Here is a 26,653-nt window from a genome sequence, read left to right as displayed (position 1 = left end):
GCTGCGTTAACGATTTTGAGTCGCAATGAGGTCCGTTTCCGCGGTGCTGTTTTTGGCCGCGGCGTTCCAGCGTTCCATCGCGACGTTTTCGGGGCCATTAGGAACATCGCATTCGCGAGCCGGTTAGCCTCCATCAGCATCGAACACGAAGCGCGCGACGGGGCCAAAAACCAGGCCGTGCACCCGCGTGTTCCAAACGGAGGACGACGGCAATGGGACTCTTCACCAAAGACATCAAGACCATGAACGACCTGTTCATCCACCAATTGCAGGACATCTATTACGCCGAGAAACAACTCGTGAAGGCGCTGCCGAAAATGGCCGACAAGGCCACCGACAAGCAGCTAAAGCAGGGCTTTTTGACGCATCTCGACGAAACCAGGACGCATGTACAGCGCCTGGAAGAGGTGTTCCGCATGCACGGCGCCGAGGTGAAGGCGGTCGATTGCCCGGCAATCGACGGCATCATCGAGGAAGCCGATGAAGTTGCGGCCGAGGTCGAAGACAAGGCTGTGCTGGACGCAGCGCTGATCAACGCCGCGCAGGCCGCCGAGCACTATGAAATTACCCGCTACGGCAGCCTGATTGCGTGGGCGCGGCAGCTTGGGCGCAACGATTGCGCCAGCATCCTGCAGCAGACGCTCGACGAGGAAAAGACGACCGACAAGAAGCTGACCTCGCTGGCGGAAGGCAAGGTCAACCTGCGCGCCGCTAGCTGATCGTCGCCCTGGTTGAGGCAAAACGCCGCGCGGGAAGAATATCTCGCGCGGCGTTTTTCTCGCGCGGGCGGCGGTTGCATTCATGCTTCGATCTCTAGCGAAATGTTATATTGAAACGGACCCGTTTGAGCGGATGGGCGCCCTGAAGGGATGACCCATGCGCAACGCTCACCTCAGATCCAGGCCGCTTTTCGGGCCCCGCTGCAGCTGTGGTGCTCGCTAACGCCCGTTAACCATCGGCACGCTGCGGCCGGTTGAGTTCCAAAACGTTTGTTCACCATCCGCCCAGTCCGGATTGCGGTGGTTACTCCAAATATACGAATGGGACCGTTGTTACAGACCGCTGGGGGAGTCTGTAATGTACCGCGTCTTAACTTGCCTCACCACTGAACATGATTGGCGCCTGGTCGTATTGGCAGGCACCATCTGCTGGCTCGCCAGCGCTGTCGCCATCAGCCTGTTTCATCGCGCCAGGGCGTCGCGCGGCCGGACGCGCGCGGTCTGGATCGGCCTCGACGCGGCTGTCGGAGGCTGTGGAATCTGGGCCACTCATTTCGTCGCGATGCTGGCTTACGATCCGGGTGCAGGTGCCGGATACAGCATACCCGTCACCTTGTTGTCGCTGGTCTTCGCGATAGCCATCGTGGCCACCGGTCTTTGCATTGCGTTATCCAGTTCACGTCGGTGGGTGGTTGCCCTTGGCGGCGCCGTCATCGGCGGCGGTGTCGCAGCGATGCACTATACCGGCATGGCAGCGCTCGAGCTGCCGGCGTTCATTGTATGGTCGCACGGCCTCGTGCTGGCCTCGATCGTGTTTGGCAGCCTGTTCGCGGCCATCGCGCTTCTTGTCGCGATACGCCGTGACAATCCGGTCCATACCATGGCCGCCACCGGGCTGCTGACGGTTGCCATCGTCTCGCATCATTTCACGGCGATGGGCGCGGTCACGTTGATTCCGGATCCGACTCTCGGCTCCGACACGATGTCGATTTCCCCGACCGCGCTATCGTTCCTGACGGCGGTCGCGGCATTCGCCATCCTCGGCCTGTCGCTGCTGGCGGCGATGATCGACCGCCGCGCCAAGGGCGAACTCCATAGTCAGAAAGTCCTGCTCGATACCGCGCTCGACAACATGTCGCAGGGACTTTGCATGTTCGATGCGGATGGCCGCATCCTGCTCAACAATCAACGCTATGCCGAAATGATGGGGCGCACCGGCATGGCTCTTCAAGGCCGTTTGCTGCTCGACGTGCTTCGGCAGCAGAAGGCGCTCAATCGCTGGGACGGTGATCCCGATCAGTTCGTCGCCAGCGTGATTGCCGCCGCCAGGGCCGGCGACAGCGTGACCAGGACGTTGACCCGGAATGGACGGTCGATCCGCGTGGTCGATCAGCCCAAGAACGGCGGCGGATGGGTCGCTACCTTCGAAGACATCACCGAATGGCAGCAGGCCCAGGAACAGATTTCCCACATGGCGCGCCATGACGCGCTGACCAATCTGCCGAACCGGATACTATTCCGCGAGCAGCTCGAAAAGGCGTTGCGGCTCGCCAAGCGCAGCGATCAGCTCGCGGTGCTCTGTCTCGACCTCGACCACTTCAAGGACATCAACGATTCGCTCGGCCATCCCGTTGGCGACGCGCTGTTGAAGGAAGTCGCCCGTCGCCTCGGCGCATGCATCGGCGAGAACGATACGGTGGCGCGGCTCGGCGGCGACGAATTCGCCATCGTGCAGTTCTGCAACGATTGCGATCCGTCCGCCGTCGCCTTGCTCGCCGGCCACGTCGTCGAGCAGGTTTCCGCGCCTTACGAGATCGCCGGCCACCAGCTCGTCATCGGCGTCAGCATCGGCATTTCGCTGGCGCCGGAAGACGGCAAGAATCCCGACGAGCTGCTCAAGAAGGCCGATCTCGCGCTCTATCGCGCCAAGGAAGACGGCCGCGGCACCTATCGTTTCTTCGAGACCGGGATGGACGCCCGCGCGCAGGCGCGGCGGCTCCTGGAACTCGACTTGCGCGCGGCGCTACAGCGCAAGGAGTTCGAAGTCTATTACCAGCCGATCCGCGACGTCGCCAAAGACGTCGTCGTTGGCTTCGAAGCCCTGGTGCGGTGGAATCATTCGCTGCGCGGCATGATCTCTCCGGTCAACTTCATTCCGCTGGCGGAGGAAACCGGCCTGATCGTGCCGATCGGCGAGTGGGTGTTGTGCCAGGCCTGCATGGACGCCGCCCGGTGGTCGCGGGATGTCGGTGTCGCCGTCAATCTCTCGCCGGTGCAGTTCAAGAATCCCAATCTGGTGTTGACGGTGAAGGAGGCGCTGAAAGCCTCCGGTCTTCCGGCGGACCGGCTTGAGCTCGAGATCACGGAATCGGTATTGCTGCAGAACAGTGAGGCCACGCTTTCCGTTCTGCACGAGCTTCGCGCCTTCGGGGTGCGGATTTCGCTCGATGACTTCGGAACCGGATACTCTTCGCTCAGCTACCTGCGCAGCTTCCCGTTCGACAAGATCAAGATCGACCGCTCGTTCATCACTGAACTGGCGACGCGCGATGATTCGATGGCGATCGTCCGCGCCGTGACCGGCCTCGGCAAGAGTCTGGGCATCGTCACCACGGCGGAAGGCGTCGAGACCGTCGAGCAGTTCGACCTGTTGCGCCAGGAAGGTTGCACACAGGCGCAAGGCTATTTGTTCAGCCCGCCGCGTCCCGTGGCCGAGGTGGAAACGATGCTGTCGAAGGCCCGCGCGAAGGTCGTCGCCTGATTGTTTTAAGCCTGCTTTCCTCAGGCCTTGCGCAGCGCGAAATGCGCGCCGCAAAACGCCATCACGGCACCGAGGCACAGGGCGGCGAGACCGGCGAGCACGCCCGATACGGTCGGGACCGGGCTCGGCGCCGAGGCGGCCTGTCCGGCTCCGGCAAGGATCAGCACACCGACCACGATCAGGAACTGCCGCATCCGTTGCGGAATCTGGCCCGAGGCCGCGCCATGCATCAAATTGGCGGTGAAATAGCCGCCGGAAAAGCCCACGGTCGCAATCAGCCACCACGCGATCGCCGCGCCCGCGGGCATGAACTCGCCGGTATTGGACCGCCACAGGCCGCCGAGATCGAGCCCGTAGCGCGCGCCCAGCATGTGCACGGCAAGCGCCAGCAGCACTCCGGAAACTATCGCGCCGGCCAGGATCAGGCGGCGCGGAAAATAAGTCGTCTGGGCCATGGCCCGCTTGTAAGGTAAAGCCGGCGCGCCGCGCAAGCAGGCGGGCTCAAACGTCACGGATATTTTGAATTGCCGACATCACTACCGAACCAGGCAACGGAAGGCGAGGGCGCGCGCACGGTCAGCTACGCCTACAAGGCGTCGCTGATCTCGTCGGCGCAGCAATTCGAACTGACGGACGCCGGATTGTCGTGGCGGATCGGCAGCCGGTCCGGCGTATGGCCCTATGCCGAGATTGCTTCGATCCGCCTGTCATATCGGCCGATGACGATGCAATCCCACCGCTTTCGCGCCGATATCGCAAGGACCGGCGGCGGACGGATCGCCATCCTTTCGACGAGCTGGCAGACGGTTGCATTGATGACGCCGCAGGACCAGGGCTACCGCGCCTTCATCACCGAGCTGCATCGAAGGATGAAGGCGGCGGGCAGTACGGCTTCCCTGACCGGCGGCATCGGGACGGTGACCTATGCCGTGGCAGTTGCAATGCTGGCGCTGCTGGCCGTCGCCATGGTCGGACTTCTTGTACGGGCGCTCGCGACATCCGAATTCATCGGCGCGTTGTTTCTGGTCGGCATGGCGATCTGGTTTTCCTGGACCGTCGGCGGCTTCATCAAGCGCAATCGGCCGCGCAGATATTCGTTCGACGCGCTTCCCGAGACACTGCTGCCGTAGTCTGATTCGCAATCAAGCGACACGAAATGTGATTTCGCGAAGCGCCACAAGGCGCGGCACTTTGTGCGGCATTCCCTGATACGAAGCGAGTGGCCGTGACAATTCCGACGACGCGATCGCCGACCGAAGCCGAGATTGCCGCGATCAATGCGCGGCATCTGGTCGAGACACCGCTGCGGCCGGCCGACCTGCTGTTCGTGTTCGGTACGCGCCAGGATGTCGACGAACGTGTCGACGAAGCCTGCCGGCTGTGGCGGGCGGGATATTTCCGCTGGACCATCGTGAGCGGCGGAGTGACGCCGGGATCGGACCGCTCGGAATGCGCGATCATTGCCGATGCAATGATGGCGCGCGGCGTTCCGGCCAACATCATCCTGAGAGAGGATCGCGCGATGAACACCGGCGAGAACGTGATCTATTCGCTGCCCATCATCGACGCCGCGCTGGGGCTCGGCAACATCCGCAGCGTGATCTGCCTCGGCAATACCTGGACGGCGCGCCGCTATCCGATGACGTTGCACCGGCACTGGCCGGAAGTGGAGAAGATGCTGGTCATGGTCGATAGCTTCAAGACGCCGCGGGCGCTTTGGCACGCCGACGCGGAATTCAGCCGCCGCATGCTCGGTGAATGGGACAAGATCGAGCCCTACAAGGCGAGGGGCTTTATCGCGGAGTGGCCGGCGGGCGAAACCTGCGACCGATAGCGCTATTCGGTCGTGTCGACGTCTTCCTTCGCCGTCAGCATCCCCGACAGCGTGCGCAGCGCCAGATCGAGCTGTTCGGTGGTGGGGGCGCCGAGCGCCAAGCGAACGGCATTGGGGGCATGACCGGGAGTTACCGCAAAGGTGGTCGAGGGCGTCAGCGCGATGTCGCGGCGGGCCGCGGCCGCGACGAATGTCTGCGAGCGCCAATGCTGCGGCAAGGTCAGCCAAAGATGGTAGGATTTGACGTTGGCCTGAACCTCGAAGCCGGCGAGGTATTTGGCCGCCATCTGCTGGCGCCGCGCCGCGTCGATCCGTTTCAGGCGTGACAGTTCGGCGACCGTGCCATCAGCCATCAGCCGCTGCCCGGCAGCAAACGCAAATCCGGAAGCCGTCCATCCGCCCGATCGAACCGCGGCCATGACGCGTTCGCGAAGGCGCGGCGGCGAAACGATGAAGCCGAGCGCAAGGCCGGGCGCCACCTTCTTCGACAGGCTGTCGAGGGTGATGCAGCTATCCGGGGCGAGCGCGGCCATCGGCGTTTCTTCGTCGAGAAAGCCGTAGACCGTATCCTCGATGATGGTGAGGCCGAGTTTCTCGACCACGCGCAGCAAATCGGCCCGGCGCGCCGGCGGCATGGTCATGCCGAGCGGGTTTTGAATCGTCGGCTGAAGGTAGAGCGCCGACAAATGCGCTTCGCGGTGAGCCTTCTGCACTGCGTCCGGGCGAACGCCGTGCTCGTCCATCGCGAGCGGCACCAGCGTCACGCCGAGCCTGACGGCGATGTCCTTGATGAAGGGATAGGTCAAGGCCTCGACGCCGCAGCGGCCGCCGCTTGGCACCATCGCCGCAAGGGCGGCGGCGATGCATTGCCTGCCGTTTGCGGTGAAGACGAGCTGATCGGGGGCCGGGGTCCAGTCCTCGCGGGAGAGAAATTCGGCGGAAATGGTCCGCGCCGCCAGCGTGCCTGTCGTGGTCGAGTGCCGCAACGCGAGATCGAGCACTTCGGGGCGTTCCAGTCCCGCAAGGCTTCTTGCGATCATCACCGATTGCGTCGGCAGTATCGGATAATTCACTTCCAGGTCGATGCGCGCGCCGCGCGGTTCGACCGGCATCGCGACACCACGGCGCGTCTCACCTGAAACGAATGTGCCGCGCCCGACTTCGCCGACCACAAGGCCACGGCGCAACAGCTCGGTGTAGACGCGGCTCGCGGTCGAGACTGCGATCTTGCGCTCGTAGGCGAAGCTGCGCTGCGGCGGCAGGCGGTCGCCGGGCTTGAGCGCGCCATTGGCGATCTCGGCAGCGACGGTATCGGCAAGCTTCAGGTACTCGAACTTTGACATAATTGCACCGAGAGCAATGTTTTCCTTGCACCGAGAAATGTATCGGATCATTTTGAACCCATCAAGCCAGAGATTGCACTGAGAGGGGTGCAAGCAATCGGATCAATAGGCGCAAGCGCATTGGGCGTTTGCGTCGGCGGCAGCGGTTTGCCGCGCAAAAGCAAGGAGAAGAACGATGACGACGGTATCCCAGACGGCAGGTCAGCCTGCGTCCCGAAATGCGCGGACCGGATTTTTCCGCCTGCTCGAGGGCTGGGTGAACGGCATCATCACCCATTTTGCGCACCGCGAAGCCGTCAAAACGCTGAGCGAGTTGGACGACCGCGCGCTTCGCGATATCGGGGTGGAGCGCAGCCAGATCGAGACGGCCGTGCGCGGCCTGATTGATCCGACGTTCGGGCGGACGATGTGAGATTAACGGCGCCGCCGTGCTGCGGCGGCGCTACCCTCAGTGCCGGACCACCAGCACCGAACATTTGGCATAGCGCACCACATGGCCGGCATTGGAGCCGAGGAAATAGGTCCGCATCGCCGGCCGGTGCGAGGTCATCACGATCAGGTCGGCCTTGATCGCGGCCGCCTCTTCGAGGATTTCATGATAGATGCCGCCTTTTCGCACCGCAGTAGAAATGCGCGGCGCGGCGATGCCGGATTCTGCAGCCACGATCGCGAGCGCTTCCTCCGAGGTCGCCTGCTGTTGGGCATCGAAATCGGCCGGCACATATTCCGCCAGCATCACCGGCGTCATCGGCAACACATTGAGCAGGCGCACCGAGCCGTTCCAGGTCTGTGACAGCGTTGCGGCGGTCGCAATCGCGGGCTTGGCCAGATCGGTATCGGCCAGATCGATCGGCACGAGAATCGACTTGAACATCTGCCCCTCCCGCTGCGGCCGGTCCGGTTCCGATTTGTCAGAGCCCGACGCCAGCCCATTGTTTTGACGCGTTTTCTTTTACGCGAACTTGTTGCTAATTCGCTCGAAAACAGGTCATCGCCAGCCTAGCACGGACGGGCCTGGATGTCCGCGGGGCTCAATCGTCCAGCGCCTGCTTCAGCAGTTTCGGGCTGGTGAAGCGAACGAGCGTGCCGCGGCGGAACGCCACCTCGCACCAGTCGTCGGTCGCGAAATCCAGGATGGCAAGGCCGGCGGTTGGCAGATTGTCTTCAAGCGCTTTCTTCGCCGCCTTGTCGCCGCTGCCGGTGAGCATCAGCGCCAGCTCATGCATGCCGGGATTGTGACCGATCAGCATCAGCCGCGCGGGGTCGGTGACCTCCGCCATGCGGATGATCTGCAGAAGCTGTGCCGGCTCGGCGCCGTACAGTTCGTCGAGCAGTTCGACCTGCGGCTGCCGATGCCGTTCCCGCACTGCTTCCTTGATCGCATCGCGTGCGATCTCCCAGGTCTGCCGCGCCCGCACTGCGGTGGAAACCAGAATGGCATCGGGGAGCGGCGGATGTTGGCCGATCCAGGTTCCAATGGCGGCGGCATCCAGCCGCCCGCGCTCGTCGAGACGGCGGTCCTGGTCATGGCCCGAAGGCGCGTCATGTTCGGTCTTGGCGTGACGCAGCAGCATCAAACGGCGCATGGGCGCAATCTCGATTCGGTCTTAGTCTGGACTAATCTACAAGCTCATGTCTCGGATAAGGTGACAAGCGCCGCAGCGGTCCGTTAAGAAACGCTATGCCCGAGACTTTCACAAGTGCGACCAACGGCCCCGACGACGACGCGCCTTTTCGCTCGCGCCTCTCATTCGACCTCGATGTTGACATTTGCGTGGTGGGAGCCGGCCTTGCCGGTCTCACCGTAGCGCTGGAGGCCGCACGGCTCGGCGCCAGCGTCGCCGTGCTCGAGGGCCGGCATGTCGGCTGGAATGCGTCCGGTCATCAGCTCGGCACTGTGATGCCGGGCTACAGTCTTCCGATCGGCGACCTGATCGAGCGCGTTGGCCTCGAGGACGCGCGTGAATTGTGGGTGATGTCGAAGGAGGGCGCCGATTACGTTCGCGCTGCCGCGACTGAAGAGGCGATGCCGGGCATTGCGCTGAGCGAGGGTGCGCTGGAGGTCTCCAATGTCGACGCCGGCGAAACGCTGATCAGCCGGCTGCAGATGCTGAGTGAGGATTTCGAGACCGAGGTCGAGGGGTGGCAGGTCGATCGCGTTCGCGATCAACTCGGGACCGGGCGTTATTTCCACGGTATTTACTATCCGCGCGCGTTCCAGATCGACGGCCGCAAATACATCCACGGCCTCGCCGCGCAGGCGAGGCGGGCGGGCGCGCGTATCTTCGAGGATACGCCCGTGGTCAGCATCGATCCGTCCGGCATTCGCAAGCGCATCGTGACGCCCTCGGCACGGCTGCGCGCCTCGCATATCGTGCTGGCCGGCAACGTTCACCTCGGCGCTCCCTTGCGCCGCTTGTCGGAGACGTTGCTGCCGGTCTGGCGCTATGCCGCGGTGACGGAGCCGCTCGGCGAGCGGCTTGGCGAAGTGATCGCATTCAGGGGATCGGTGACCGACAGCGACGGCATCGATCATTTCCGGATCGTCGACGGCGATCGGCTGATGTGGGCCAGCCCGGAAACCACGTGGGACGCGCGGCCGCACCGCTTTGGCCCGGCCATCCAGCGCCGCATTGCGACTGTTTTCCCCAAGCTCGGCAAAGTCCCGATATCGGACGTGTTCGGCGGTGCGGTCGGAGTGACCGTGCACGGCATGCCGCAGATCGGCCAACTCCGCAAAGGGCTGTGGGTCGCCAGCGGCTTCGGTCGGCAGGGACTGAACACTTCGGCGATGGCAGGGCAGGTGATCGCGCGCAGCATCCTGTGGGGTGAGGACCGCTGGAGATTGTTCTCGCCGTTCGAACTGGTCTGGGCGGGCGGTGTCACCGGTCGTGCCGCCGGCCATCTGATCGGCCTGTGGGGGCGGGGCCAAGCCGCCGCGGCGGGCGCGCTGGCCCGTTACCGCGAGGGCGCCCGTGCCCGGGAACGCGTACGTGAGGCGCGGCTGGCGGAGGCCAACCGGCAGGCCGGAACCAGGCCACCGCACCGTCCGCCGCCAGGCGCGCCACGCCCGGTGCGGCCGCAGCCGCCGCGGCCGGCGGAGCCGCAGGACGGCGGGATGCCCGTCGTCTCCTCGCAGGAAAGTGAGAAAATTCGGGACGGATCAATGTAACGTCGGCGGACCGGGTCCGTATTTGATGGCGAACCGTTACGTCCGCTACGCACGGAGATTGCCATGTTCGACCGCCGTATCCTGCTCGCATCCGTAGCCGGCCTGTTTGGCCTGGCCGCTTTCCGCTGGCTGCGCACCACGCCGGCGCAAGCCGCGGAGAAATTCGAGGTGGAAAAGACCGACGCCGAATGGCGCGCGCAGCTCACGCCGCAGCAATATGAAATCCTGCGCAAGCACGGCACCGAGCGGCCGGGCTCGAGCCCGCTCCTGAAGGAAAAACGCAAGGGCATTTTCGCCTGTGCCGGCTGCGATCTGCCGCTGTTTTCCTCGGACACCAAATATGACAGCGGCACCGGCTGGCCGAGTTTCTGGCAGCCGCTCGACAATGCGCTGGGCAAGACCGAGGACCGCACCTTCGGCATGCTGCGCACCGAAGTGCATTGCCGCCGCTGCGGCGGCCACCTCGGCCATGTCTTCGACGACGGGCCGAAGCCGACCGGACTACGCTACTGCATCGATGGATTTGGGATGGTGTTCCACCCGGCAGCGCCCTCGGCCTCGTAGGGCTTGTGCCCGGCAATTGTTGCCCGCCCGGCAAATGTGCCCCGGTCTCTGGACCGGGGCTTTTTATTTAAGGCGTTGATTTATCGTAGTTTTCCTGTTTGGCACGACGCTTGCGACATCTTCTCCCGACGCGGCCTGCACCGGCGAGCCGCCCGGATCGAATTTGGAGAAAATGTCATGGGTATCTTCGGCGCTCTCACCACCGCGGTCGGCGGCCTTCGCGCCAACTCCTACGCGCTGGAAAACGTCTCGGGTAACATCGCCAACTCACAGACCACGGCGTTCAAGCGCGTCGACACCTCCTTCCTCGATCTGATTCCGCAGACCTCAGCGACCGCGCAGCTCGCGGGTGGCGTCACCACGCAATCCCGCTCCACCAACTCGGTGCAGGGCGACGTGCAGACGGCTTCGGTCGCGACCTTCATGGCGATCAACGGCAACGGCTTCTTCGCAGTGCAAAAGCCGGGCAACTTCACCGACGGCACGCCGGTGTTCGACGGCGTCGACCGCTACACCCGCCGCGGCGACTTCCAGCTCGACAAGAGCGGCTATCTCGTCAACGGCGCCGGCTATTATCTGCAGGGCGTTCCGATCGACCCGACCACCGGCAACCCATCAGGCAGTTCGCCACAGGTCCTCCGATTCCAGAACGACTTCTTGCCGGCGCAGCAAACCACCAGGATCGACTATCGCGCCAACCTCGCCAGCTATCCGCTGACGACCAAGCACGACGTTTCCGTTCCCGGATCGGAATTGATCGTGCCCGGATCATACAGTGCCGGACGTAATCCGCTGGCGCTCGGCACGCCTGCGGCGCCCTTTACCGACGCCTCCAGAAGCGGCACCACTCAGAACAACAAAGCGACGCCGTCGGTTGCGAACACCGCCGCAACCCTGCTCAACGGCGCGGCCGGCACCAACTCGATCTCCACCAATTTCCTCGCGGGCGACACCATCACGGTCAACGGCCAAACCCTCACCTTCATGGCGTCGGGCACCGCCGTCGGCGCCAACCAGATCAACGTCGACGACAACATCGGAACCTTGCTGGGCAAGATCGACGCGCTCCAGGGAACGTCAGTCGCGTCCACGATCGCCTCGGGCTCGATCACGCTGCATTCCGGCACCACAGCCAATCTCTCGGTCTCCAGTTCGAACACCTCAGCTTGGGCTGCGCTCGGCTTTACCGGCACCGTGACGGCGACGCGCGGCGGCGGCGGCGGCGTCGGCACCGGCCAGGTCGTCGGCAACGACAATTCGACGTTCCTCGCCGAGTCGATAGCGGGAGGTGCGGTCACGACCTACGACGTCTCGGGCGCGCCGGTGAACCTGCAGTTCCGCTGGGCCAAGGTCGACAGCGCCACGCTCGGCGCGGGCCATACCGATACCTGGAACCTGTTCTACCAGGTCAACCCCAACGCAACCGGTACCCAGGTCGCGTGGCAAAACGTCAACACCAATTTTACCTTCTCCGCCTCGGGCCAGATGACGCCTGCGATTCCCTCCGTGGAGCTCACCAATGCCGTCGTCAACGGCGTCTCGCTGGGCAGCCCCGTCATCAACTTCGGCACCGGCGGCGTCACCCAATTCGCGGACGCCAATGGCAACGTGCAGGTCAACCAGATCCAGCAGGACGGCTTCCCGGCCGGCCAGTTGCAGTCCGTCGGCGTCGGCACCAACGGCCGAATCGTCGGCAACTATTCCAACGGCCGCAACCTCGACCTCGCCGAAATCTCGGTCGCGACCTTCAACGGCACCAACTTCCTCAAGCGCGTCAACGGCGGTGCGTTCGAGGTCACCGACGCATCCGGACAGGCGCTGTTCGGCAAGGCCGGAACCATCGTCGGCTCGTCGCTAGAGGGATCCAACACCGATATCGCCGACGAGTTCACCAAGCTGATCGTCACCCAGCAGGCTTACTCGGCCAACACCAAGGTGATCACGACTTCCAACACGATGGTGCAGGATCTCCTGAACGTGCTGCGCTGATCGCGCGACGAGCCGTTCGCGATGCGATTTGAGATGGGCAATTAGTCATGGGTTTGAGTCAAGCTCTCTCCACCGCAATGTCCGGCCTGCGCGCGACGCAAGCCGCGATCTCGCTGGTCGGATCGAACGTCGCCAACGCGGAAACGCCTGGTTACGTCAGGAAGTCGATCATCCAGTCCGCCGGCGTGACCGGCGACTACGGCTCGAGCGTTCTGCTCCACGGCGTCGACCGGCAGCTCGATCAATATCTGCAGGCCCAATTGCGCACGGAAACTTCGGGCGCGGCCTACGCCGATATCCGTTCGACCTTTCTCCAAAATTTGCAGAACGTTTACGGAAATCCGGCCGAAACCGGCACCATCGAGGACTCGTTCAACAAGCTGCTGACCGCGTTTCAGGGCCTGTCGACCAGCCCGGACTCGCAGTCGGCGCGGATCGGCGCCGTCAGCGCCGCGCAGACGATGGCGCAGACGCTTAATGCGGCGACGCAGGGGATTCAGAGTCTGCGTGCCAATGCCGAAATGGGCATCAACGATTCCATCGTTACGGCGAACAACGCGATGGCCCAGATCGCGTTCATCAACAACCAGCTCCAGAACAACGGCAAGACCGATGCGGCGACGGCGTCGCTGCTGGATCAGCGCGATCAGTACATCACGCAATTGTCCAGCCTGATGGACATCAGAACGGTCGTCAACGACCTCAATCAGGTGACGGTGTTCACGAATTCGGGTGTCCAACTCGTCGGGACCGAGGCTGCGCAGCTAAGCTTCAATCCGCAGGGCACGATGACGCCCAACACGCTGTACAACTCCGATCCGACCAAGAACAACGTCGGCACCATCGCCATCAATTTCCCGCACGGTGGCAGCTACGATCTGGTGTCGACCAACTCGATCCGTTCGGGCAAGATCGCCGCCTATCTCGAGCTGCGCGACAACACGCTGGTGAAGGCGCAGGCGCAGATCGACCAGTTTGCGGCGTCGATGGCGAGCGCACTGTCGGACAAGACGACGGCCGGCACGGCCACTCCGGCGTCCGCGTTGCCGCAGGCCGGCTACGATCTCGACCTCACGGGCCTGCAATCCGGCAACGTCATCCACGTCAGCTACAAGGACAACACCACCGGCGTCACGCGCAATCTCTCGATCGTGCGCGTCGACGATCCGAGCGTGCTGCCGCTGAGCAATACCGCGACGCTCGATCCGAACGATGAGGTGCTCGGCATCGATTTTTCCGGCGGCATGGCATCGGTAGTCTCCCAGCTCAACGCCGCGCTGGGGGCGAGCGATCTGCAGTTCTCAAACCCGTCGGGATCGACCCTGCGCGTGCTCGATGATGGCGCGCCAAATCGCTCGGACGTGCTGGCGGCGTCGGTCACCACGACCATGTCGTCGCTCACCAGCGGCAACCCACAGCTTCCACTGTTCACGGATAATGGTGGTCTCTTTTCCGGTGCGATCACCGCCAATGGTTCGCAGCAGACAGGTCTCGCCGGCCGTATCAGCGTTAATCTAGGGCTGCTCGGCGATCCCTCGCGCACCGTCGTGTTTTCCACCAGCCCGTTGACGCCTTCGGGCGACACCACGCGCGCCGACTTCGTTCTCACGCAACTGCAGTCGGGGAACTATCGCTATTCGCCGCAGACTGGCATCGGGACCACCGGCGCTCCTTTCACGGGCACGCTGACCAACTTCGCCAAGCAGTTCATCAGCCAGCAGGGCGAGGCCGCGACCGCTGCCAAGCAACTCGCCGACGGTCAGTCCGTGGTGCTCAACACACTGCAGAAGAAGGTGACCGATGCCTCGGGCGTCAATATCGACGACGAGATGGCGCATCTGCTCGCGCTGCAGAATGCCTATTCCGCCAACGCGCGCGTCATGTCGTCCATCAAGCAGATGTACGACACGCTGATGCAGGCCATGTGAGGGTTTCATGTCGATCGACGGCGTTAACGGCAGAACATCCTATATCGGGACCTCGATCCTCAATATCCGCAAGCAACTCGATGATCTGACGCAGCAACTCGCCAGCGGCCGGGTCTCGACGACCTATGCAGGGCAGGGCGCGAATCGCGGCTTTGCGCTGAGCTTGCGCGCGCAGGTCAGCAGCATCGACGCGTTCAAGGACACCGCAACCAACGTCAACACGAGACTCAACGTCGTCAACCTGGCGCTGCAGGGATTGACCGACATCGGCACGTCGGTCAAGAAAGCGGCCAGCACGTCAACCATCGTCCTCAACGACAACGGTCAGACCTCGGGCCAGATCACGGCGCAGGCGGCGTTCTCGAATGCGGTGTCGCTGCTCAACAGTCAGTCGGGCGACCGCTATCTGTTTTCCGGCCGCACCACCGACATATCAGCGACGGTGCCGGCCGACGTGATGCTCGACGGCGTGGGAACCCAGGCCGGTTTGAAGCAACTGATCAACGAACGCCGCCAGGCCGATCAGGGCGTCAGCAACATGGCGCATCTGACGGTCACATCGCCGCCGTTGACGACCACCGTGACCAGCCTGGCCGAGGATGGTTCGTCATTCGGGCTGAAGCTTGGTCCGATCAGCTCATCGCTGACGGGAGCGACCGTGACGCAGCCGACCGGCGTGCCGCCGGCCGTCACCGTCGATCTCGGCGCCGTCAATCCGAACAATGGCGACAAGATCACGTTCAGCTTCAATCTGCCCGATGGCACCACCGAGTCGATCGCGCTGACCGCGACGACCACCAATCCGCCGCCGGCAGGCTCCTTTCTGATCGGCGTCGATACGGTTGCAACCACCGCGAATCTGCAAGCCGCATTGACATCTTCGATCCAGACGCTGAGCGACACCTCGCTGGTTGCCGCGTCCGCCATTGCGGCATCAGACAATTTCTTCAATCCGTCCGCGACGGTTACGGGAAGTGCGGTCAACAATCAGGCCGCGGTGCCGGCGCCGATCACCGGCGCCACGCTGCTGTCCGGCGCGGCGGGAACGGATTCGCTGGCTGCGAGCTTTGCGGCCGGCGACACCATCACGGTCAACGGTACGCCCATCACCTTCGTCGCGTCGGGCGCGACCGGCAACCAGCTCAACATCACCGACAATGTTCAGGCCTTGCTGGCCAAGATCGATTCGATCTCCGGCGCCACGACGCCGTCGACCGTCACTGGCGGCGTGATTGCGCTGCACGGCGCTGACGGCGCGAGCCTGACGGTTTCAAGTTCGAACGCGGCCGCGTTCGCAGCACTGGGCTTCAGCGCCGCCGCGAGCGCAAATCCGGCGCCGCTGCGTGTCAACGGCCCTCCTTTTGCCACGGCCACCAATCTGATCGGCGGCACATCCGCCAACACCGTCTCTTGGTACACGGGCGAAGTCGGTAATGATCCGGCACGCGGCACCGCGATCGCGCGCATCGACCAGTCGATCACGGTGCAGTATGGCGCGCGCGCCAACGAGCAGGCGCTGCGCTATCAGTTGCAGAACATCGCGGTGTATTCCGCGGTCACGACCAATGCCGCCAATCCGAACTCGAAGGCGCAGGTGAACGCGCTGCAGCAGCGGATTTCGGCGAACCTGGCGCCGCAGAACGGTCAGCAATCGATTCAGGACATGCAGGCGGAGTTCGCCGGCGCGCAGAACGCCATCAAGGCTTCGACCGACCGCCAGACCCAGCTCAAGGGCATGGCGCAGACCATGCTCGACCAGATCGAAGGCATCAACCAGGACGAGGTGGCGACCAAGATCCTGGCACTGCAGACCAGTCTGCAGGCCTCGTATCAAACCACGTCGATGCTCTACCAGACCACGTTGACCAAGTTCCTGCCGATCTGATCGCGCGCCGGTTCACTCCAACGACAAAAGCCTCCTTACGGAGGCCTTTTTCTTTTGAGATGCGAGTGACGATTATGCTGACTTGCGATCGGGCTGGTCGAGCGATTGCATTTTCCGGGCGTTTTCCAGGATCTGCTCCTCATGGCCGATCAATTTCTTCGCTTCCTTGAGCGCATGATAGAGATCGCCGTTCAGGGTGAAGTTGTTGATGCCCTCGATGAAAGGCCATGCACTCGGCATTGTCGTGAGGATGTCGCGGACCAGGCTGAAATAGGTCGGGTGGTGGGCCATCGGGTCCGGCGACAGGTACATGAGCTGCACCGCAAGATAGACCAGCTTGGCCGGCGTATCGGCGGTCTCCGGTGTGAGAATGTCCTTCTCGCGCAGGATTGGAATCCTGTCACCGTCGATCAACAGCCTGGCGCGCTGATCGGTGTTGGTGACCACGCAGGCGCCGATGATGATTCGCTCGTGCGGTTTGAGCTCGACTTTCAAGGCCATGCCTGTTCTCCCATTGGCGCTTTTCGCGCGTTGTCGTGCCCGCCGGCTGATTCGGCATCCTTCCCGATGATGGTTAACCAATGGTGAAGATGCGAGTTGTGCCCATTTGATGGGGCTTTTCCGCGTCTCACCAGTAAGAATACGGAAGCCCGTTCGCGCGCCGAACTAATTTCAATTTCGACGTCTTCCGGCGCTCCTTATCCGACCAAATTCATTTTTTCTTAGAGACTTGGTTTCAGAGTGAGCCGTCGCCCAATCGAGAGGTTGGGAATCATGGCTCGTTCTTTATTTCACACCAGAAAGGTATGAAAGATGTCCGGTATTGTTCTCTCGGCTTCGGTTCGCCAGAACCTCCTCTCGCTGCAGTCGACCGCCGATCTGCTCGCCACCACGCAGAATCGCCTTGCCACCGGCAAGAAGGTCAACACGGCCCTCGATAACCCCACCAACTACTTCACCGCGGCTTCGCTCGATGCGCGCGCCGGCGACATCAACAATCTGCTCGACGGCATCGGCAACGGCGTGCAGGTCCTGCAGGCCGCCAACACCGGCATCACCTCGCTGCAGAAGCTCGTTGACTCCGCCAAATCTGTCGCCAATCAGGCGTTGCAGACGACGGTCGGTTACTCGACCAAGTCGTCGTTCACATCCGTCGTGATCGACGGCGCAACGGCCGACAATCTGGTCGCCGATCAGGCACCGACCAACGCCACGTTCACCGGTGCTTCAGCTCCGCAGCGCGGTGCGTATACCAGCACCGCGGTGGCCACCCCGGGCGGCCAGCTCCAGACGGCCGGCCCGGTCAACGCGACCCCCTCGTCGCTGCTGTCCCAACTCACCGTTGCGGTTGCTGCTAACGACACGCTGGTCGTCAACGGCAAGACGATCACGTTCCAGGCGGGCGCGAATGGCCTCGTCGGTTCGGGCAACGCCTATACGATGGGTGTCGATACCTCGCTGAGCGATTTGATGACAGCGATCGACTCCCTGTCGGGCAACACGACCCCGGCCAACGCCTCGACAGCAACGGGCGGCATCATCACCCTGAGGTCCGGTACGGCCGCCGACCTCGTCGTGACCGGTACCGCGGCCGCCGCGCTCGAAATCAACACTGCCGCTCAAAGCACCGCCACTCGTGGCGGTGGCGCCCTGACGGCCGGTGCTCTGGCCGGTACCACCAAGCTGAGCGTCGGCGACGGCACGGCTCCTTCGCTGTCGAACGCCTTCGCGGTCGGTGACACCATCACCGTCAACGGCAGGACGCTGACCTTCGTGGCCGCGAACACGATCGGCAACGATCCGAACCAAATCAAGATCGACAGCGACGTCACCGGCCTGCTGGCGAAGATCGACGGTCTGACCGGCTCGTCGACGGCCTCGACGATCACCGGCGGCCAGATCACGCTGAACACCGGTACGCTGAGCGACCTGACGCTGACCAGCAGCAACGCTGCAGCTCTCACCGCGCTCGGTCTGCCAGGCGGCGTGACGCAGGCTCGCACGGAAGTCCCGGGCGTGCTGGAAGGCAAGACCCTGAGGATCGCTGCGACCGGCGGCGGTGTTGCCACCGACATCGTGTTCGGCGAGGCTCCCGGCCGTGTCTCCTCGCTAAACGAGCTGAACGAGGCTCTCGCCGCCAACAACCTGCAGGCCACTTTCGTGTCCGGCAAGCTGACGATCACCACGACGAACGAAGCGGCTTCGGCCACGATCGGTGCGATCACCGGTTCCGCGGTTGGCGCCGGCCAGGCGTTCGCCGCCGGCACCACGGCTCCGGCTCCGGTTGTTGATCCAGATGCCAAACTGACCCGTGACAACCTGGTCATCCAGTACAACAACATCATCAATCAGATCACCACCACCGCGCAGGATGCGTCCTTCAACGGCATCAACCTGCTCGGCGGTGACACTCTCAAGCTGACGTTCAACGAAACCGGCAAGTCCACGCTGAGCATCCAGGGCGTGAACTTCAACCCGGCCGGCCTCGGCCTCGACGTCCTGACCACGGGTGCCTTCAAGGACAACGCTGCGATCAACGAGATCGTGACGGCGCTGAACGGCGCATCGACTACGCTTCGCTCGCAGGCTTCGGCCTTCGGTTCGAACCTCTCGATCGTGCAGATCCGTCAGGACTTCTCGAAGAACCTGATCAACGTGCTGCAGACTGGCTCGTCGAACCTGACGCTGGCCGACACCAACGAGGAAGCGGCGAACAGCCAGGCGCTGTCGACCCGCCAGTCGATCGCGGTGTCCGCGCTGGCGCTGGCCAACCAGAGCCAGCAGAGCGTGCTGCAGCTCCTGCGCTAATCACGGCAGCGACACAGAACTTCAAAACGGCGGGGCAAACCCCGCCGTTTTTCTTTCGCGAGCGAGCGGCGAGAATCGGCCGCACAAAGAAAAAGCTTCTTCAGGAAAATTTGGTTTGCGATCTTAATTCCATCAGAACCGATGGCGGGCATGGTGGTGAAAATATGGATTTCGTCGGGCTTCTGACACAATCGGTAACCTTCGCTAACCATATTTAAACGCGCTACCTGTATGAAAGTTGGGCAGTTTTCCTGAATTCTCCGCGGTCGTCCTGCGAACCGCTCTCACAGAGGTTAGTGAATGTCTAATGCAGCCCAAGCCTACGCTCGCACGTCGCAAACTACGTCGTCCCCCCGTGAAATCGAGGCGCAGGCGCTGCTGAAGGCCGCACGACAGCTCCAGGAGGTCCAGACCAACTGGGCGGGTCCAGGCAAGGCCATGGAGAACGCGCTGCTGTTCAATCGCCGGCTCTGGTCGATCTTCATGAGCGCGGCGCAGGCCGACGAAAACCCGCAGTCGATCGAGGTGCGTCAGAACATCGCCAACATCGGCGTGTTCGTCATGAAGCAGACGGTAGACATGCAGTTGAATCCGGACCCGGCCAAGCTGAAGTCGCTGATCGATATCAACTGCAATCTCGCCGCTGGCCTGGCCGGTCGCGGCTAACCGGTTCGGAAGATGGCTGACCTCTGGAATATCATCTCAGCCAATTACAAGACGGTGGGAATGACCGTCCCGTCCAAGACTCCGTACGTGGCGGTCGATCCCAATCTCTATGAAGGTAGTTGGACGGGAAAATATGCGGACCAGAAGACGTTCAAGATCTCAGTCTCTAACGTCACGGGATTCCGCGCCAAGGTGCAATACCAGAGCGGCGGCACCAACAAGTTCCAGGAAGTGCTGATCAAGGACAATTCGTTTCGGATCGGCGACACCAAGTTCACGCTGACCGCCCTTGGGAAAGCGCAGATCAAGAACGTCGTCACCGATCCATCGAGCGGCCAGACTTATCTCGACCAAGCCTACGCATCACGCTCGAGCTAAGCTCAGCCGCCGCGCGTCCTAAGCCTTGCGGTCGGTGGCGCGAAGGCGCTGCGGCGCATCCTTGGTCAGGTCGAGGGTGTGGAAATAGGCGCGGCGGCGCAGCACCGCTTCCTCCGGAAACTGCTTCACCACCTGGCTCGTCCTGACGTCGATGACCTGATAGACGACAGCGCGGGCGTCGCGATCGATCACCACATTGTTCGACACCGAAGGATTGGCATTCGAAATCGAGACGCGGACCGCCGCGGAATCGGTGCCGGCGCGCGCGCTTGAATCGACTGCCGAGACGCTCTGGCTCGCCGGCAATTCGGTCGCGACCGCACGTTGTGCCGCCTCGCTCACATGCTGAACGATCGGCGCGGCAACCGGTGCCCCCACCGGTTTGATGTTGAAATCTGTACTCATGGCAGCCTCCGGGCTTGCTGCGAGTCAAATCCAACCCCTCATCGGTTGCAATATAGCCGGGCACCCCTCAACACGGCGTTAGGGAATACGCTGAATCCCGCTCTGATGCGGCCGCGCAAACTTAATGAAAATTGTAGAGAACCAAAAGGGATTCTCTTATAGCGAACGGCTGACCGAGAGCGGCGTGATATTGCGTGGTCCGGGCGCAGCACGTTGTCCCGAAGCCGTATAGGTGCTCGGAATGTTCTTGCGCTGGATTTCGGTGTTGACGCCGCGCACGATGCCTTCGGACACCGCGTGCGCGGTCGCCAGCACGGTGAGATTGATCTGCAGCATCGCGCGGAAAGTGTCGTGATGGCGGCGCAGGGTGGTCAGCAATTCCGGCGATACCTGCGCCAGATATCTTTGCGCGTTCTTCAGGTTTTCGACCGCGACCATGTAGCGGCGCGACAGCTCGCCTTTCTGCTCTTCCAACTGCATCGCCTCGCGCACGTTCCCGGCGCGCACCAGTTCGGTCTCACGTTCGATGATGCCGAGCAAAGCGCTCATCACCTCCATCAGTTCTTCGGCGAGCTTGCGCGCCTCGGCCGGCGTCGAGATCGATCGTGCCGGTGCCGGTGCCGGTGCCGGTGCTGGTGCCTGTGCGGGCTTGGCCTGAGGACGCTGATTCATGTCGAATTTCCTTTTGGATCAGCCGGCGCGATTGGCTTGCTGCAGGATCAAGGTGCGGAAGACGTCGTTGGAAATGCCGATGCCGCCGGACTTGGCGAAGGACTTCGAGTATTCGTCCGTCAGCATCGAACGCCAGACGCCGGTGCCGGGCGTGTCACCGAACGGCCCTTCGCCTTTGACGCCGGTGGTCATCTGGGAAAACATCGAATTGAGGAACATCGACTCGAACTCTTCGGCCTTGGCGCGCGTCTTTTTCTGCGCTTCGGGCGAAATTTTCTTGAGCGCGTCGGCGAGCTGCGGGTCGTTGCGGCCGTTGACCAGCGAAGTCTTTTTCTTCGAATATGCGCCGATGCCATTGATAAGGCTCGCGTCCATCACATCACCTCGATGTCGGCCTGGATCGCGCCGGCGGCCTTGATCGCCTGCAGGATGCTGATGAGGTCGCGCGGGCCGATGCCGAGGCCGTTGAGGCCGTCGACCAACTGCTGCAGCGAGACGCCGTCTTTCACGACCGCAAACTTCTTGCCGTCTTCGGAAACGCTGACGCCGGTGCGGGGAGTCACCACGGTTCGGCCGCGCGACAGCGGATTGGGCTGGCTGACTTGCGGGCTCTCCGAAATCGAGACGGTGAGATTGCCCTGCGCCACTGCGACGGTGGCGACGCGAACGTCGCGGCCCATCACGATGATGCCCGAGCGCTCGTCGATCACGATCTTGGCGGCGAGATCCGGATCGACCTGCAATTGCTCGATCTCGGTTAGGAAGGCGACGACGTTGCCCTTGAACTCGGCGGGGATCGAAAGCTGCACGGTGGAAGGATCGATCGGCTCGGCAGTCTTGACGCCGAGGAAATCGTTGACTGCGGCGGCAATGCGCTTGGCGGTGGTGAAATCGGCGTTGCGCAGCGCTAGCCGCACATTGGGCAGGCGATTGAGCGCGAACTCGATCTCGCGCTCGATGATGGCGCCGTTGGGGATCCGGCCGTTGGTCGGCACGCCACGGGTGATTTTGGCGGCTTCGCCTTCGGCCTGGAAGCCGGAAATTGCCAGCGAGCCCTGGGCGACCGCATAGACGTTGCCGTCGGCGCCGAGCAGGGGAGTGACAAGCAGGGTGCCGCCCTGCAGGTTCTTAGCATCGCCGAGGGCGGAGACGGTGACGTCCATCCGCGTGCCCTGGGTGCCGAAGGCCGGCAAATTGCCGGTGACCATGACAGCGGCGACGTTGCCGGTGCGGATGGTGGCGCCGCGGATGTTGACGCCCATGCGCTCCAACATCGCCTGCAGCGACTGCTTGGTGAAGGGAATGTTGTTCAGCGTGTCGCCGGTGCCGTTGAGACCGACGACGAGGCCGTAGCCGATCAACTGGTTCTGCCGCACGCCTTCGATGTTGGCGAGGTCCTTGATCCGCGACGTCGCGCCCGCGGACGAGGGCGATAGCGCCAGCAGCGCGGCGCAGGCCATCCAAATCAGTCTTGCCGAACGGATGCCGGGCATCCTGTGCTCCCCTCGAGAACTTCCACTGGACCGCAGGCGCCACTCCCATGACGGCGGTCCCACCATTAACTATGCGAGCGCCGTGCCATGTCGCGTTTTCGAAGCAATGCCTTGATATCGCTGAATGTTCGCTGGAAGCGCGAGGCCACGGCGGCTTCACCACGATGGGCGAAACTGCCGCATGTCGGCAGATTTTGCCGGGCCGTTTACGCGTCATTAACCATAGGAAGGCGAAGGTCCTTCCGACTCTCACGGCGAGATCACCACGATGCGCATCTACGGACCGAACGGCACCACGCTTGGATCGCCCGCGAGCCACACGCGGCGAACCAGTTCGACCGGCTTCTCGCTGCCGGAAACGCCGGCTACGCCCGAAGAGCCGCGCTCGGCCACAGCACCCAAGGCCGCCGGCAACATCGATGCGCTGCTCGCGCTGCAGGGCGTCGAAGATCCGACCGAGCGCCGCAAGCGGTCGGTGGCGAAGGGCAGGGGCGCGCTCGACGTGCTCGACGAACTTAAGCTCGGATTGCTCTCCGGCAACCTCGACGCTTCCACGGTGAACCGGTTGCGTGACGCTGCGGCCAATCTGAAGTCCTCCTCCGGCGATCCCGGCCTCGACGCGGTATTGGCCGAGATCGAATTGCGGGTTGAAGTCGAACTCGCCAAGGCCGGGCGGTCCTAAGTTTACGCCGCGATATCCTTGCGCGCCGCGTCGTAACGGCGCTGCGCGTTCAATACCTCCTTCAGATTCTTCTCTGCCCACTCGCGCAACGGATCGACCGCGTCGGCCAGCGTCGCGCCGAGCGGCGTGATCGAATACTCGACGGTCACCGGCACGGTCGCGATCGCGCGGCGTCTGATCAATCCGTCGCGTTCAAGCGATTTGAGAACCTGGCTCAGCATCTTCTGCGAGATGCCTTCAATGGTGCGGCGTAACGCATTGAAACGCATCGGCTCGTCGCGCACGAGAAGCAGGATTAACACCGCCCATTTGTCGCCGACGCGATCGAGAATCTGGCGCGTCGGGCACTCGGCCGAATAGGCGTTCGGGGTTTTCGAATTGGCAGCTTTCACGGCGGTTACTCCGGCGTAATCAGGTGACCCAAAAGTGCTCTCTTAACACCTACATTCTTTTCGCTATCTAGTCACCATTGGATACCAAATTCGCGTATCGCAAGGGAGACCTCCATGAAAATCGCCGTCATCGGCGCGTCCGGCAACGCCGGTTCGCGCATCACCGCCGAACTCGCCCGCCGCGGCCATAGCGTGACCGCCATCATCCGCCATCCCGAAAAGGTCGCTGCCCAGGCCGGCGTCACGCCGACCAGGGGCGATGTCATGGACCAGGCCGGGCTTGCCCGTCTGATGGCAGGCCACGACGCGGCGATCAGCTCGGTCCACTTTCTGGCCAGTGACCCGGCCAAGCTGATCGCTGCCGCGAAGGAATCGAAGGTCGGTCGCTACCTCGTCGTGGGCGGCGCCGGCAGCCTTGAGGTGGCCCCGGGCGTCCGGCTGGTCACCACCCCGGGCTTTCCCGTGGCATACAAGGCGGAAGCCGAGAAGGGCGCCGCCTTCCTCGACCTGCTCCGGGCCGAGAAGGAACTCAACTGGACCTTCCTGTCGCCCTCGGCACTGTTTGTGGCAGGCGAGCGAACCGGCAAGTTCCGCCTCGGGACCGAGCAGCTTTTGACCGCTGCCGACGGCAAAAGCTCGATTTCCTTCGAGGACTTCGCAGTCGCACTCGCCGACGAAATCGAGCGCCCGGCCCATATCCGCCAGCGCTTCACGGTCGGCTACTAAAGGGCAGGCCGCCCCGATAGCTTTGCCTGTGCAAGGCCTTGGGGGCGGTACTCCCACGGGGACGTACGATATTGTCTGTCACAACCCGCCGCTATATAAGGCCCGCGCGGACGGACAATTTTCCGCCCCGCCTTGCACGTGAAGATGGGCTGGCCTTGGAAAAGTTGAAGAATTATCGACCCTCCGAAAAAGAGCCTTTCATGAACGACCGCCAGCGCGATTATTTTCGCGCGAAGCTGCTGGCGTGGAAGGACGAGATCCTGAGGGAATCGAAGATCACTCTGCAGACCCTTCAGGAAGAGAACGTCAATCATCCCGATCTCGCTGATCGCGCCTCTTCCGAAACCGATCGCGCCATCGAACTGCGCGCCCGCGACCGCCAGCGCAAATTGATCTCCAAGATCGACGCCGCGCTGCAACGCATCGAGGACAACACCTACGGCTACTGCGAGGAGACCGGCGAGCCGATCTCGCTCAAGCGGCTGGAGGCTCGCCCCATTGCAACGCTGTCGGTGGAAGCGCAGGAACGTCACGAGAAGCGCGAGAAGGTTTATCGCGACGAGTAGGGACCTGGCGTCTGACCGCGTGCGGTCGGCGCTGCGGGTTGCAAAAGAGAAAGCCGCCGCTGATGGACAACATTCTTGCGGCCGCACAGACCATCGCTACTGCCCGCCGCAACCGCGCGCCGCTGGCCTCGCTTTCCGCTGAGCTTGCGCCCGGCGACGAGGCGGAAGGCTATCGCATTCAGCGCGCGGTCCACGACCTGCTGCTGCCGCAGGCAGGCGACCTGGTCGGCTACAAGATCGGCTGCACCAGCGCGGTGATGCAGGAATATCTCGACATCCTCCATCCCTGCGCCGGCGGCGTGTTTGCCAAGGGCGTTCACGACAGCGGCGCCCGGCTGCGCTACGGCGACTACGTCCGTGTCGGTGTCGAATGCGAGATCGCGGTGCGGCTCGCGCGCAATCTTGCGCCTTCGGAAGCCCCGTTCACCGCGGAGTGGATGATGGAGGCGATCGAGGCTTATTTCCCCGCGATCGAAATCGTCGACGACCGCTACGTCAAATGGGAGACGATGGGCGCGCCGACGCTTGTTGCCGATGATTTCTTCGCCGCCGGCTGCGTGCTCGGCAAGGCGGTGGCGCGTATCAAAGCGCCCGATCTGCTCAAGGTCGAAGGCCGCGCTGTCGTCAACGGCAAGGAGGCCGGCCGCGGCAGCGGCGCCGACGTGCTCGGCCATCCCCACAACGCGCTAGCCTGGCTTGCCAATCATCTCGCCGAGGAGGGCAAGGGATTGCACGCCGGGCAGATCGTGCTGACCGGGAGCCTCGTGAAAACCGTGTGGCTCAATGCAGGTGATACCGTAGAGATGGAACTCGACGGTTTGGGCACGGTGAAAGCGTCGTTTAAATAGCTCCGTAATGACTGAAAGCGTTCCGTCAGTTCTCGAATCAGATGCCAGAGGCGAGATCGCCGAGATCTATGCCGACATCCGCAAAGTGCTTGGCACCAGCGTGGTCAATCTGATCTGGCGCAACCTCGCGACCATGCCGGGCGCGCTGGAATGGACATGGTCTACGGTGCGGCCGCTCTATCTCGGCGATGCGCCGTTGCATGCCGAAGCCGTCAGGCGAACGATCGCGCTGCCGGATTGGCCCGGTTTTTCCCCCGACACCTTGCTCGCCGCCGGCGTCGACGAGACCGAACGCGTGCTGATTCGTGACGTGCTCGACAGCTATCAATATACCAATGCGCTCGCGCTCGTCGTGCTCTCGGCGCTGCTGGCGCGCTACGAGCCGCGCCCGGCCGATACGGTGAGGACCGCCGAGACCGCGCCAAAACCATCCGGCACCAAGATCCCGGAACTGCCGCCGATGGATGCGCTCGATCCCGAAGTGGCCGCGCTGGTCGAGGAGTTAAATACATTCGGCGAAGACACCAAGCCGCAATTGATTGCGAGCATGTACCGGCATCTCGCCTACTGGCCGGCTTATCTGGCGCTGGTCCGAACCATGCTCGTGCCGCTGCAGCAGGATGGGCGACTGAACGCGCTCACGCTTTCGGCTCGCGCGCTTGGGCATGCGCATGGCGCTACGCTCGCGTCACAACTGAAACCTGCCGCGCCGCCTGCTACGCTGATGGGCGCGCTCGCATCCTGCCGCCTGTTTGTCGAGCATCCGATCGCGCGGATGACCGGGCTTTGTGCCCTGATTCGGCGCGCGACACCGAAGTGAGG

The 26,653-nt window shown here is 63.1% G+C and carries 28 protein-coding genes; 18 read left to right on the top strand and 10 right to left on the bottom strand.

Annotation, left to right across the window (positions count from 1 at the left end; all coding sequences use genetic code 11):
- Positions 1 to 212 precede the first annotated feature (212 nt).
- Entirely contained in the window at positions 213 to 719 is a 507-nt protein-coding gene (locus AC0QUY_RS29345) for a YciE/YciF ferroxidase family protein (RefSeq protein WP_475389723.1), read from the top strand.
- A 358-nt stretch (positions 720 to 1,077) separates the two neighbouring features.
- Positions 1,078 to 3,480, top strand: a complete 2,403-nt coding sequence (locus tag AC0QUY_RS29340; RefSeq protein ID WP_475389722.1) for an EAL domain-containing protein — start codon at positions 1,078 to 1,080, stop codon at positions 3,478 to 3,480.
- Between the two features lie 20 nt (positions 3,481 to 3,500).
- On the opposite strand, the gene AC0QUY_RS29335 is transcribed toward AC0QUY_RS29340, so the two are convergent.
- Positions 3,501 to 3,935, bottom strand: a complete 435-nt coding sequence (locus AC0QUY_RS29335; RefSeq protein ID WP_057861867.1) for a hypothetical protein — start codon at positions 3,933 to 3,935, stop codon at positions 3,501 to 3,503.
- Between the two features lie 69 nt (positions 3,936 to 4,004).
- Between AC0QUY_RS29335 and AC0QUY_RS29330 the strand changes: the two genes are divergently transcribed.
- Together AC0QUY_RS29330 and AC0QUY_RS29325 are read left to right on the top strand one after the other, a co-directional pair.
- The gene (locus AC0QUY_RS29330) at positions 4,005 to 4,610 is read left to right on the top strand and encodes a hypothetical protein (protein WP_475389721.1); all 606 of its coding nucleotides are present in this window, start codon (positions 4,005 to 4,007) and stop codon (positions 4,608 to 4,610) included.
- A gap of 95 nt (positions 4,611 to 4,705) precedes the next feature.
- Complete coding sequence (locus tag AC0QUY_RS29325) at positions 4,706 to 5,314, top strand: YdcF family protein (protein WP_475389719.1); 609 nt, start codon at positions 4,706 to 4,708, stop codon at positions 5,312 to 5,314.
- A 2-nt stretch (positions 5,315 to 5,316) separates the two neighbouring features.
- On the opposite strand, the gene AC0QUY_RS29320 is transcribed toward AC0QUY_RS29325, so the two are convergent.
- Positions 5,317 to 6,657: an aminotransferase-like domain-containing protein gene (locus AC0QUY_RS29320; protein WP_161855788.1), complete on the bottom strand. Its 1,341-nt coding sequence runs from the start codon at positions 6,655 to 6,657 to the stop codon at positions 5,317 to 5,319.
- A 175-nt stretch (positions 6,658 to 6,832) separates the two neighbouring features.
- Here AC0QUY_RS29320 and AC0QUY_RS29315 point away from each other — a divergent pair, with 175 nt between their 5' ends.
- Positions 6,833 to 7,069: a DUF1127 domain-containing protein gene (locus AC0QUY_RS29315; protein WP_161855787.1), complete on the top strand. Its 237-nt coding sequence runs from the start codon at positions 6,833 to 6,835 to the stop codon at positions 7,067 to 7,069.
- Between the two features lie 36 nt (positions 7,070 to 7,105).
- On the opposite strand, the gene AC0QUY_RS29310 is transcribed toward AC0QUY_RS29315, so the two are convergent.
- Together AC0QUY_RS29310 and AC0QUY_RS29305 are read right to left on the bottom strand one after the other, a co-directional pair.
- A complete protein-coding gene (locus AC0QUY_RS29310; protein WP_161855786.1) occupies positions 7,106 to 7,531 on the bottom strand; it encodes a universal stress protein in 426 nt (141 codons plus the stop codon).
- A gap of 157 nt (positions 7,532 to 7,688) precedes the next feature.
- On the bottom strand, positions 7,689 to 8,243 hold the full coding sequence (locus tag AC0QUY_RS29305) for a SixA phosphatase family protein (protein WP_475389718.1): 555 nt from the start codon (positions 8,241 to 8,243) through the stop codon (positions 7,689 to 7,691).
- 95 nt (positions 8,244 to 8,338) lie between these two features.
- Between AC0QUY_RS29305 and AC0QUY_RS29300 the strand changes: the two genes are divergently transcribed.
- The 5 genes from AC0QUY_RS29300 to AC0QUY_RS29280 all read left to right on the top strand — a co-directional run bounded on the left by AC0QUY_RS29300 (position 8,339) and on the right by AC0QUY_RS29280 (position 16,195).
- A complete protein-coding gene (locus AC0QUY_RS29300) occupies positions 8,339 to 9,829 on the top strand; it encodes an NAD(P)/FAD-dependent oxidoreductase (protein WP_475389717.1) in 1,491 nt (496 codons plus the stop codon).
- Positions 9,830 to 9,892: 63 nt separating this feature from the next.
- Positions 9,893 to 10,393, top strand: a complete 501-nt coding sequence (msrB, locus tag AC0QUY_RS29295; RefSeq protein WP_475389716.1) for a peptide-methionine (R)-S-oxide reductase MsrB — start codon at positions 9,893 to 9,895, stop codon at positions 10,391 to 10,393.
- A 177-nt stretch (positions 10,394 to 10,570) separates the two neighbouring features.
- Positions 10,571 to 12,382 (top strand): flagellar hook protein FlgE, encoded by a 1,812-nt coding sequence (locus AC0QUY_RS29290; RefSeq protein WP_475389715.1) that lies wholly within the window; start codon positions 10,571 to 10,573, stop codon positions 12,380 to 12,382.
- Positions 12,383 to 12,429: 47 nt separating this feature from the next.
- The gene (gene flgK / locus AC0QUY_RS29285) at positions 12,430 to 14,310 is read left to right on the top strand and encodes a flagellar hook-associated protein FlgK (protein ID WP_475389714.1); all 1,881 of its coding nucleotides are present in this window, start codon (positions 12,430 to 12,432) and stop codon (positions 14,308 to 14,310) included.
- Between the two features lie 7 nt (positions 14,311 to 14,317).
- Positions 14,318 to 16,195: a flagellar protein gene (locus AC0QUY_RS29280; protein WP_475389713.1), complete on the top strand. Its 1,878-nt coding sequence runs from the start codon at positions 14,318 to 14,320 to the stop codon at positions 16,193 to 16,195.
- A 72-nt stretch (positions 16,196 to 16,267) separates the two neighbouring features.
- Here the strand turns inward: AC0QUY_RS29280 and flbT are convergent, their stop codons facing one another.
- Complete coding sequence (flbT, locus tag AC0QUY_RS29275) at positions 16,268 to 16,696, bottom strand: flagellar biosynthesis repressor FlbT (RefSeq protein ID WP_161855779.1); 429 nt, start codon at positions 16,694 to 16,696, stop codon at positions 16,268 to 16,270.
- A 312-nt stretch (positions 16,697 to 17,008) separates the two neighbouring features.
- Here flbT and AC0QUY_RS29270 point away from each other — a divergent pair, with 312 nt between their 5' ends.
- The 3 genes from AC0QUY_RS29270 to AC0QUY_RS29260 all read left to right on the top strand — a co-directional run bounded on the left by AC0QUY_RS29270 (position 17,009) and on the right by AC0QUY_RS29260 (position 20,047).
- Complete coding sequence (locus tag AC0QUY_RS29270) at positions 17,009 to 19,003, top strand: flagellin N-terminal helical domain-containing protein (protein ID WP_475389712.1); 1,995 nt, start codon at positions 17,009 to 17,011, stop codon at positions 19,001 to 19,003.
- Positions 19,004 to 19,303: 300 nt separating this feature from the next.
- Positions 19,304 to 19,669, top strand: coding sequence for a flagellar biosynthesis regulator FlaF (gene flaF / locus AC0QUY_RS29265; RefSeq protein ID WP_161855776.1), 366 nt, complete (start codon positions 19,304 to 19,306; stop codon positions 19,667 to 19,669).
- A gap of 12 nt (positions 19,670 to 19,681) precedes the next feature.
- Positions 19,682 to 20,047 (top strand): hypothetical protein, encoded by a 366-nt coding sequence (locus AC0QUY_RS29260; protein WP_161855775.1) that lies wholly within the window; start codon positions 19,682 to 19,684, stop codon positions 20,045 to 20,047.
- Positions 20,048 to 20,065: 18 nt separating this feature from the next.
- On the opposite strand, the gene AC0QUY_RS29255 is transcribed toward AC0QUY_RS29260, so the two are convergent.
- From AC0QUY_RS29255 to AC0QUY_RS29240, 4 genes are all read right to left on the bottom strand, one after another.
- On the bottom strand, positions 20,066 to 20,452 hold the full coding sequence (locus tag AC0QUY_RS29255) for a hypothetical protein (RefSeq protein WP_161855774.1): 387 nt from the start codon (positions 20,450 to 20,452) through the stop codon (positions 20,066 to 20,068).
- 156 nt (positions 20,453 to 20,608) lie between these two features.
- Positions 20,609 to 21,124 (bottom strand): hypothetical protein, encoded by a 516-nt coding sequence (locus AC0QUY_RS29250; protein WP_475389710.1) that lies wholly within the window; start codon positions 21,122 to 21,124, stop codon positions 20,609 to 20,611.
- Between the two features lie 18 nt (positions 21,125 to 21,142).
- Positions 21,143 to 21,499 (bottom strand): flagellar assembly peptidoglycan hydrolase FlgJ, encoded by a 357-nt coding sequence (flgJ, locus tag AC0QUY_RS29245; protein ID WP_475389708.1) that lies wholly within the window; start codon positions 21,497 to 21,499, stop codon positions 21,143 to 21,145.
- The gene (locus tag AC0QUY_RS29240) at positions 21,499 to 22,617 is read right to left on the bottom strand and encodes a flagellar basal body P-ring protein FlgI (protein ID WP_161855771.1); all 1,119 of its coding nucleotides are present in this window, start codon (positions 22,615 to 22,617) and stop codon (positions 21,499 to 21,501) included. Before AC0QUY_RS29240 ends, flgJ begins: the two co-directional genes overlap by 1 nt.
- A gap of 268 nt (positions 22,618 to 22,885) precedes the next feature.
- Here AC0QUY_RS29240 and AC0QUY_RS29235 point away from each other — a divergent pair, with 268 nt between their 5' ends.
- A complete protein-coding gene (locus AC0QUY_RS29235) occupies positions 22,886 to 23,299 on the top strand; it encodes a flagellar assembly protein FliX (RefSeq protein WP_161855770.1) in 414 nt (137 codons plus the stop codon).
- A gap of 2 nt (positions 23,300 to 23,301) precedes the next feature.
- On the opposite strand, the gene AC0QUY_RS29230 is transcribed toward AC0QUY_RS29235, so the two are convergent.
- A complete protein-coding gene (locus AC0QUY_RS29230; protein WP_161855769.1) occupies positions 23,302 to 23,691 on the bottom strand; it encodes a winged helix-turn-helix transcriptional regulator in 390 nt (129 codons plus the stop codon).
- A 114-nt stretch (positions 23,692 to 23,805) separates the two neighbouring features.
- Here AC0QUY_RS29230 and AC0QUY_RS29225 point away from each other — a divergent pair, with 114 nt between their 5' ends.
- The 4 genes from AC0QUY_RS29225 to AC0QUY_RS29210 all read left to right on the top strand — a co-directional run bounded on the left by AC0QUY_RS29225 (position 23,806) and on the right by AC0QUY_RS29210 (position 26,651).
- Positions 23,806 to 24,417 (top strand): NAD(P)-dependent oxidoreductase, encoded by a 612-nt coding sequence (locus AC0QUY_RS29225; RefSeq protein WP_475389706.1) that lies wholly within the window; start codon positions 23,806 to 23,808, stop codon positions 24,415 to 24,417.
- A gap of 200 nt (positions 24,418 to 24,617) precedes the next feature.
- Entirely contained in the window at positions 24,618 to 24,983 is a 366-nt protein-coding gene (gene dksA, locus AC0QUY_RS29220) for an RNA polymerase-binding protein DksA (protein WP_092509290.1), read from the top strand.
- 62 nt (positions 24,984 to 25,045) lie between these two features.
- The gene (locus AC0QUY_RS29215; protein ID WP_161855767.1) at positions 25,046 to 25,831 is read left to right on the top strand and encodes a 2-keto-4-pentenoate hydratase; all 786 of its coding nucleotides are present in this window, start codon (positions 25,046 to 25,048) and stop codon (positions 25,829 to 25,831) included.
- A gap of 7 nt (positions 25,832 to 25,838) precedes the next feature.
- Positions 25,839 to 26,651, top strand: a complete 813-nt coding sequence (locus tag AC0QUY_RS29210; protein WP_475389705.1) for a hypothetical protein — start codon at positions 25,839 to 25,841, stop codon at positions 26,649 to 26,651.
- Positions 26,652 to 26,653: the final 2 nt, after the last annotated feature.

The sequence above is a fragment of the Bradyrhizobium sp. WYCCWR15520 genome (assembly GCF_056174665.1).
Note: the sequence above shows the minus strand (reverse complement) of the source record. Positions and strands in the feature narration are given on the sequence as shown.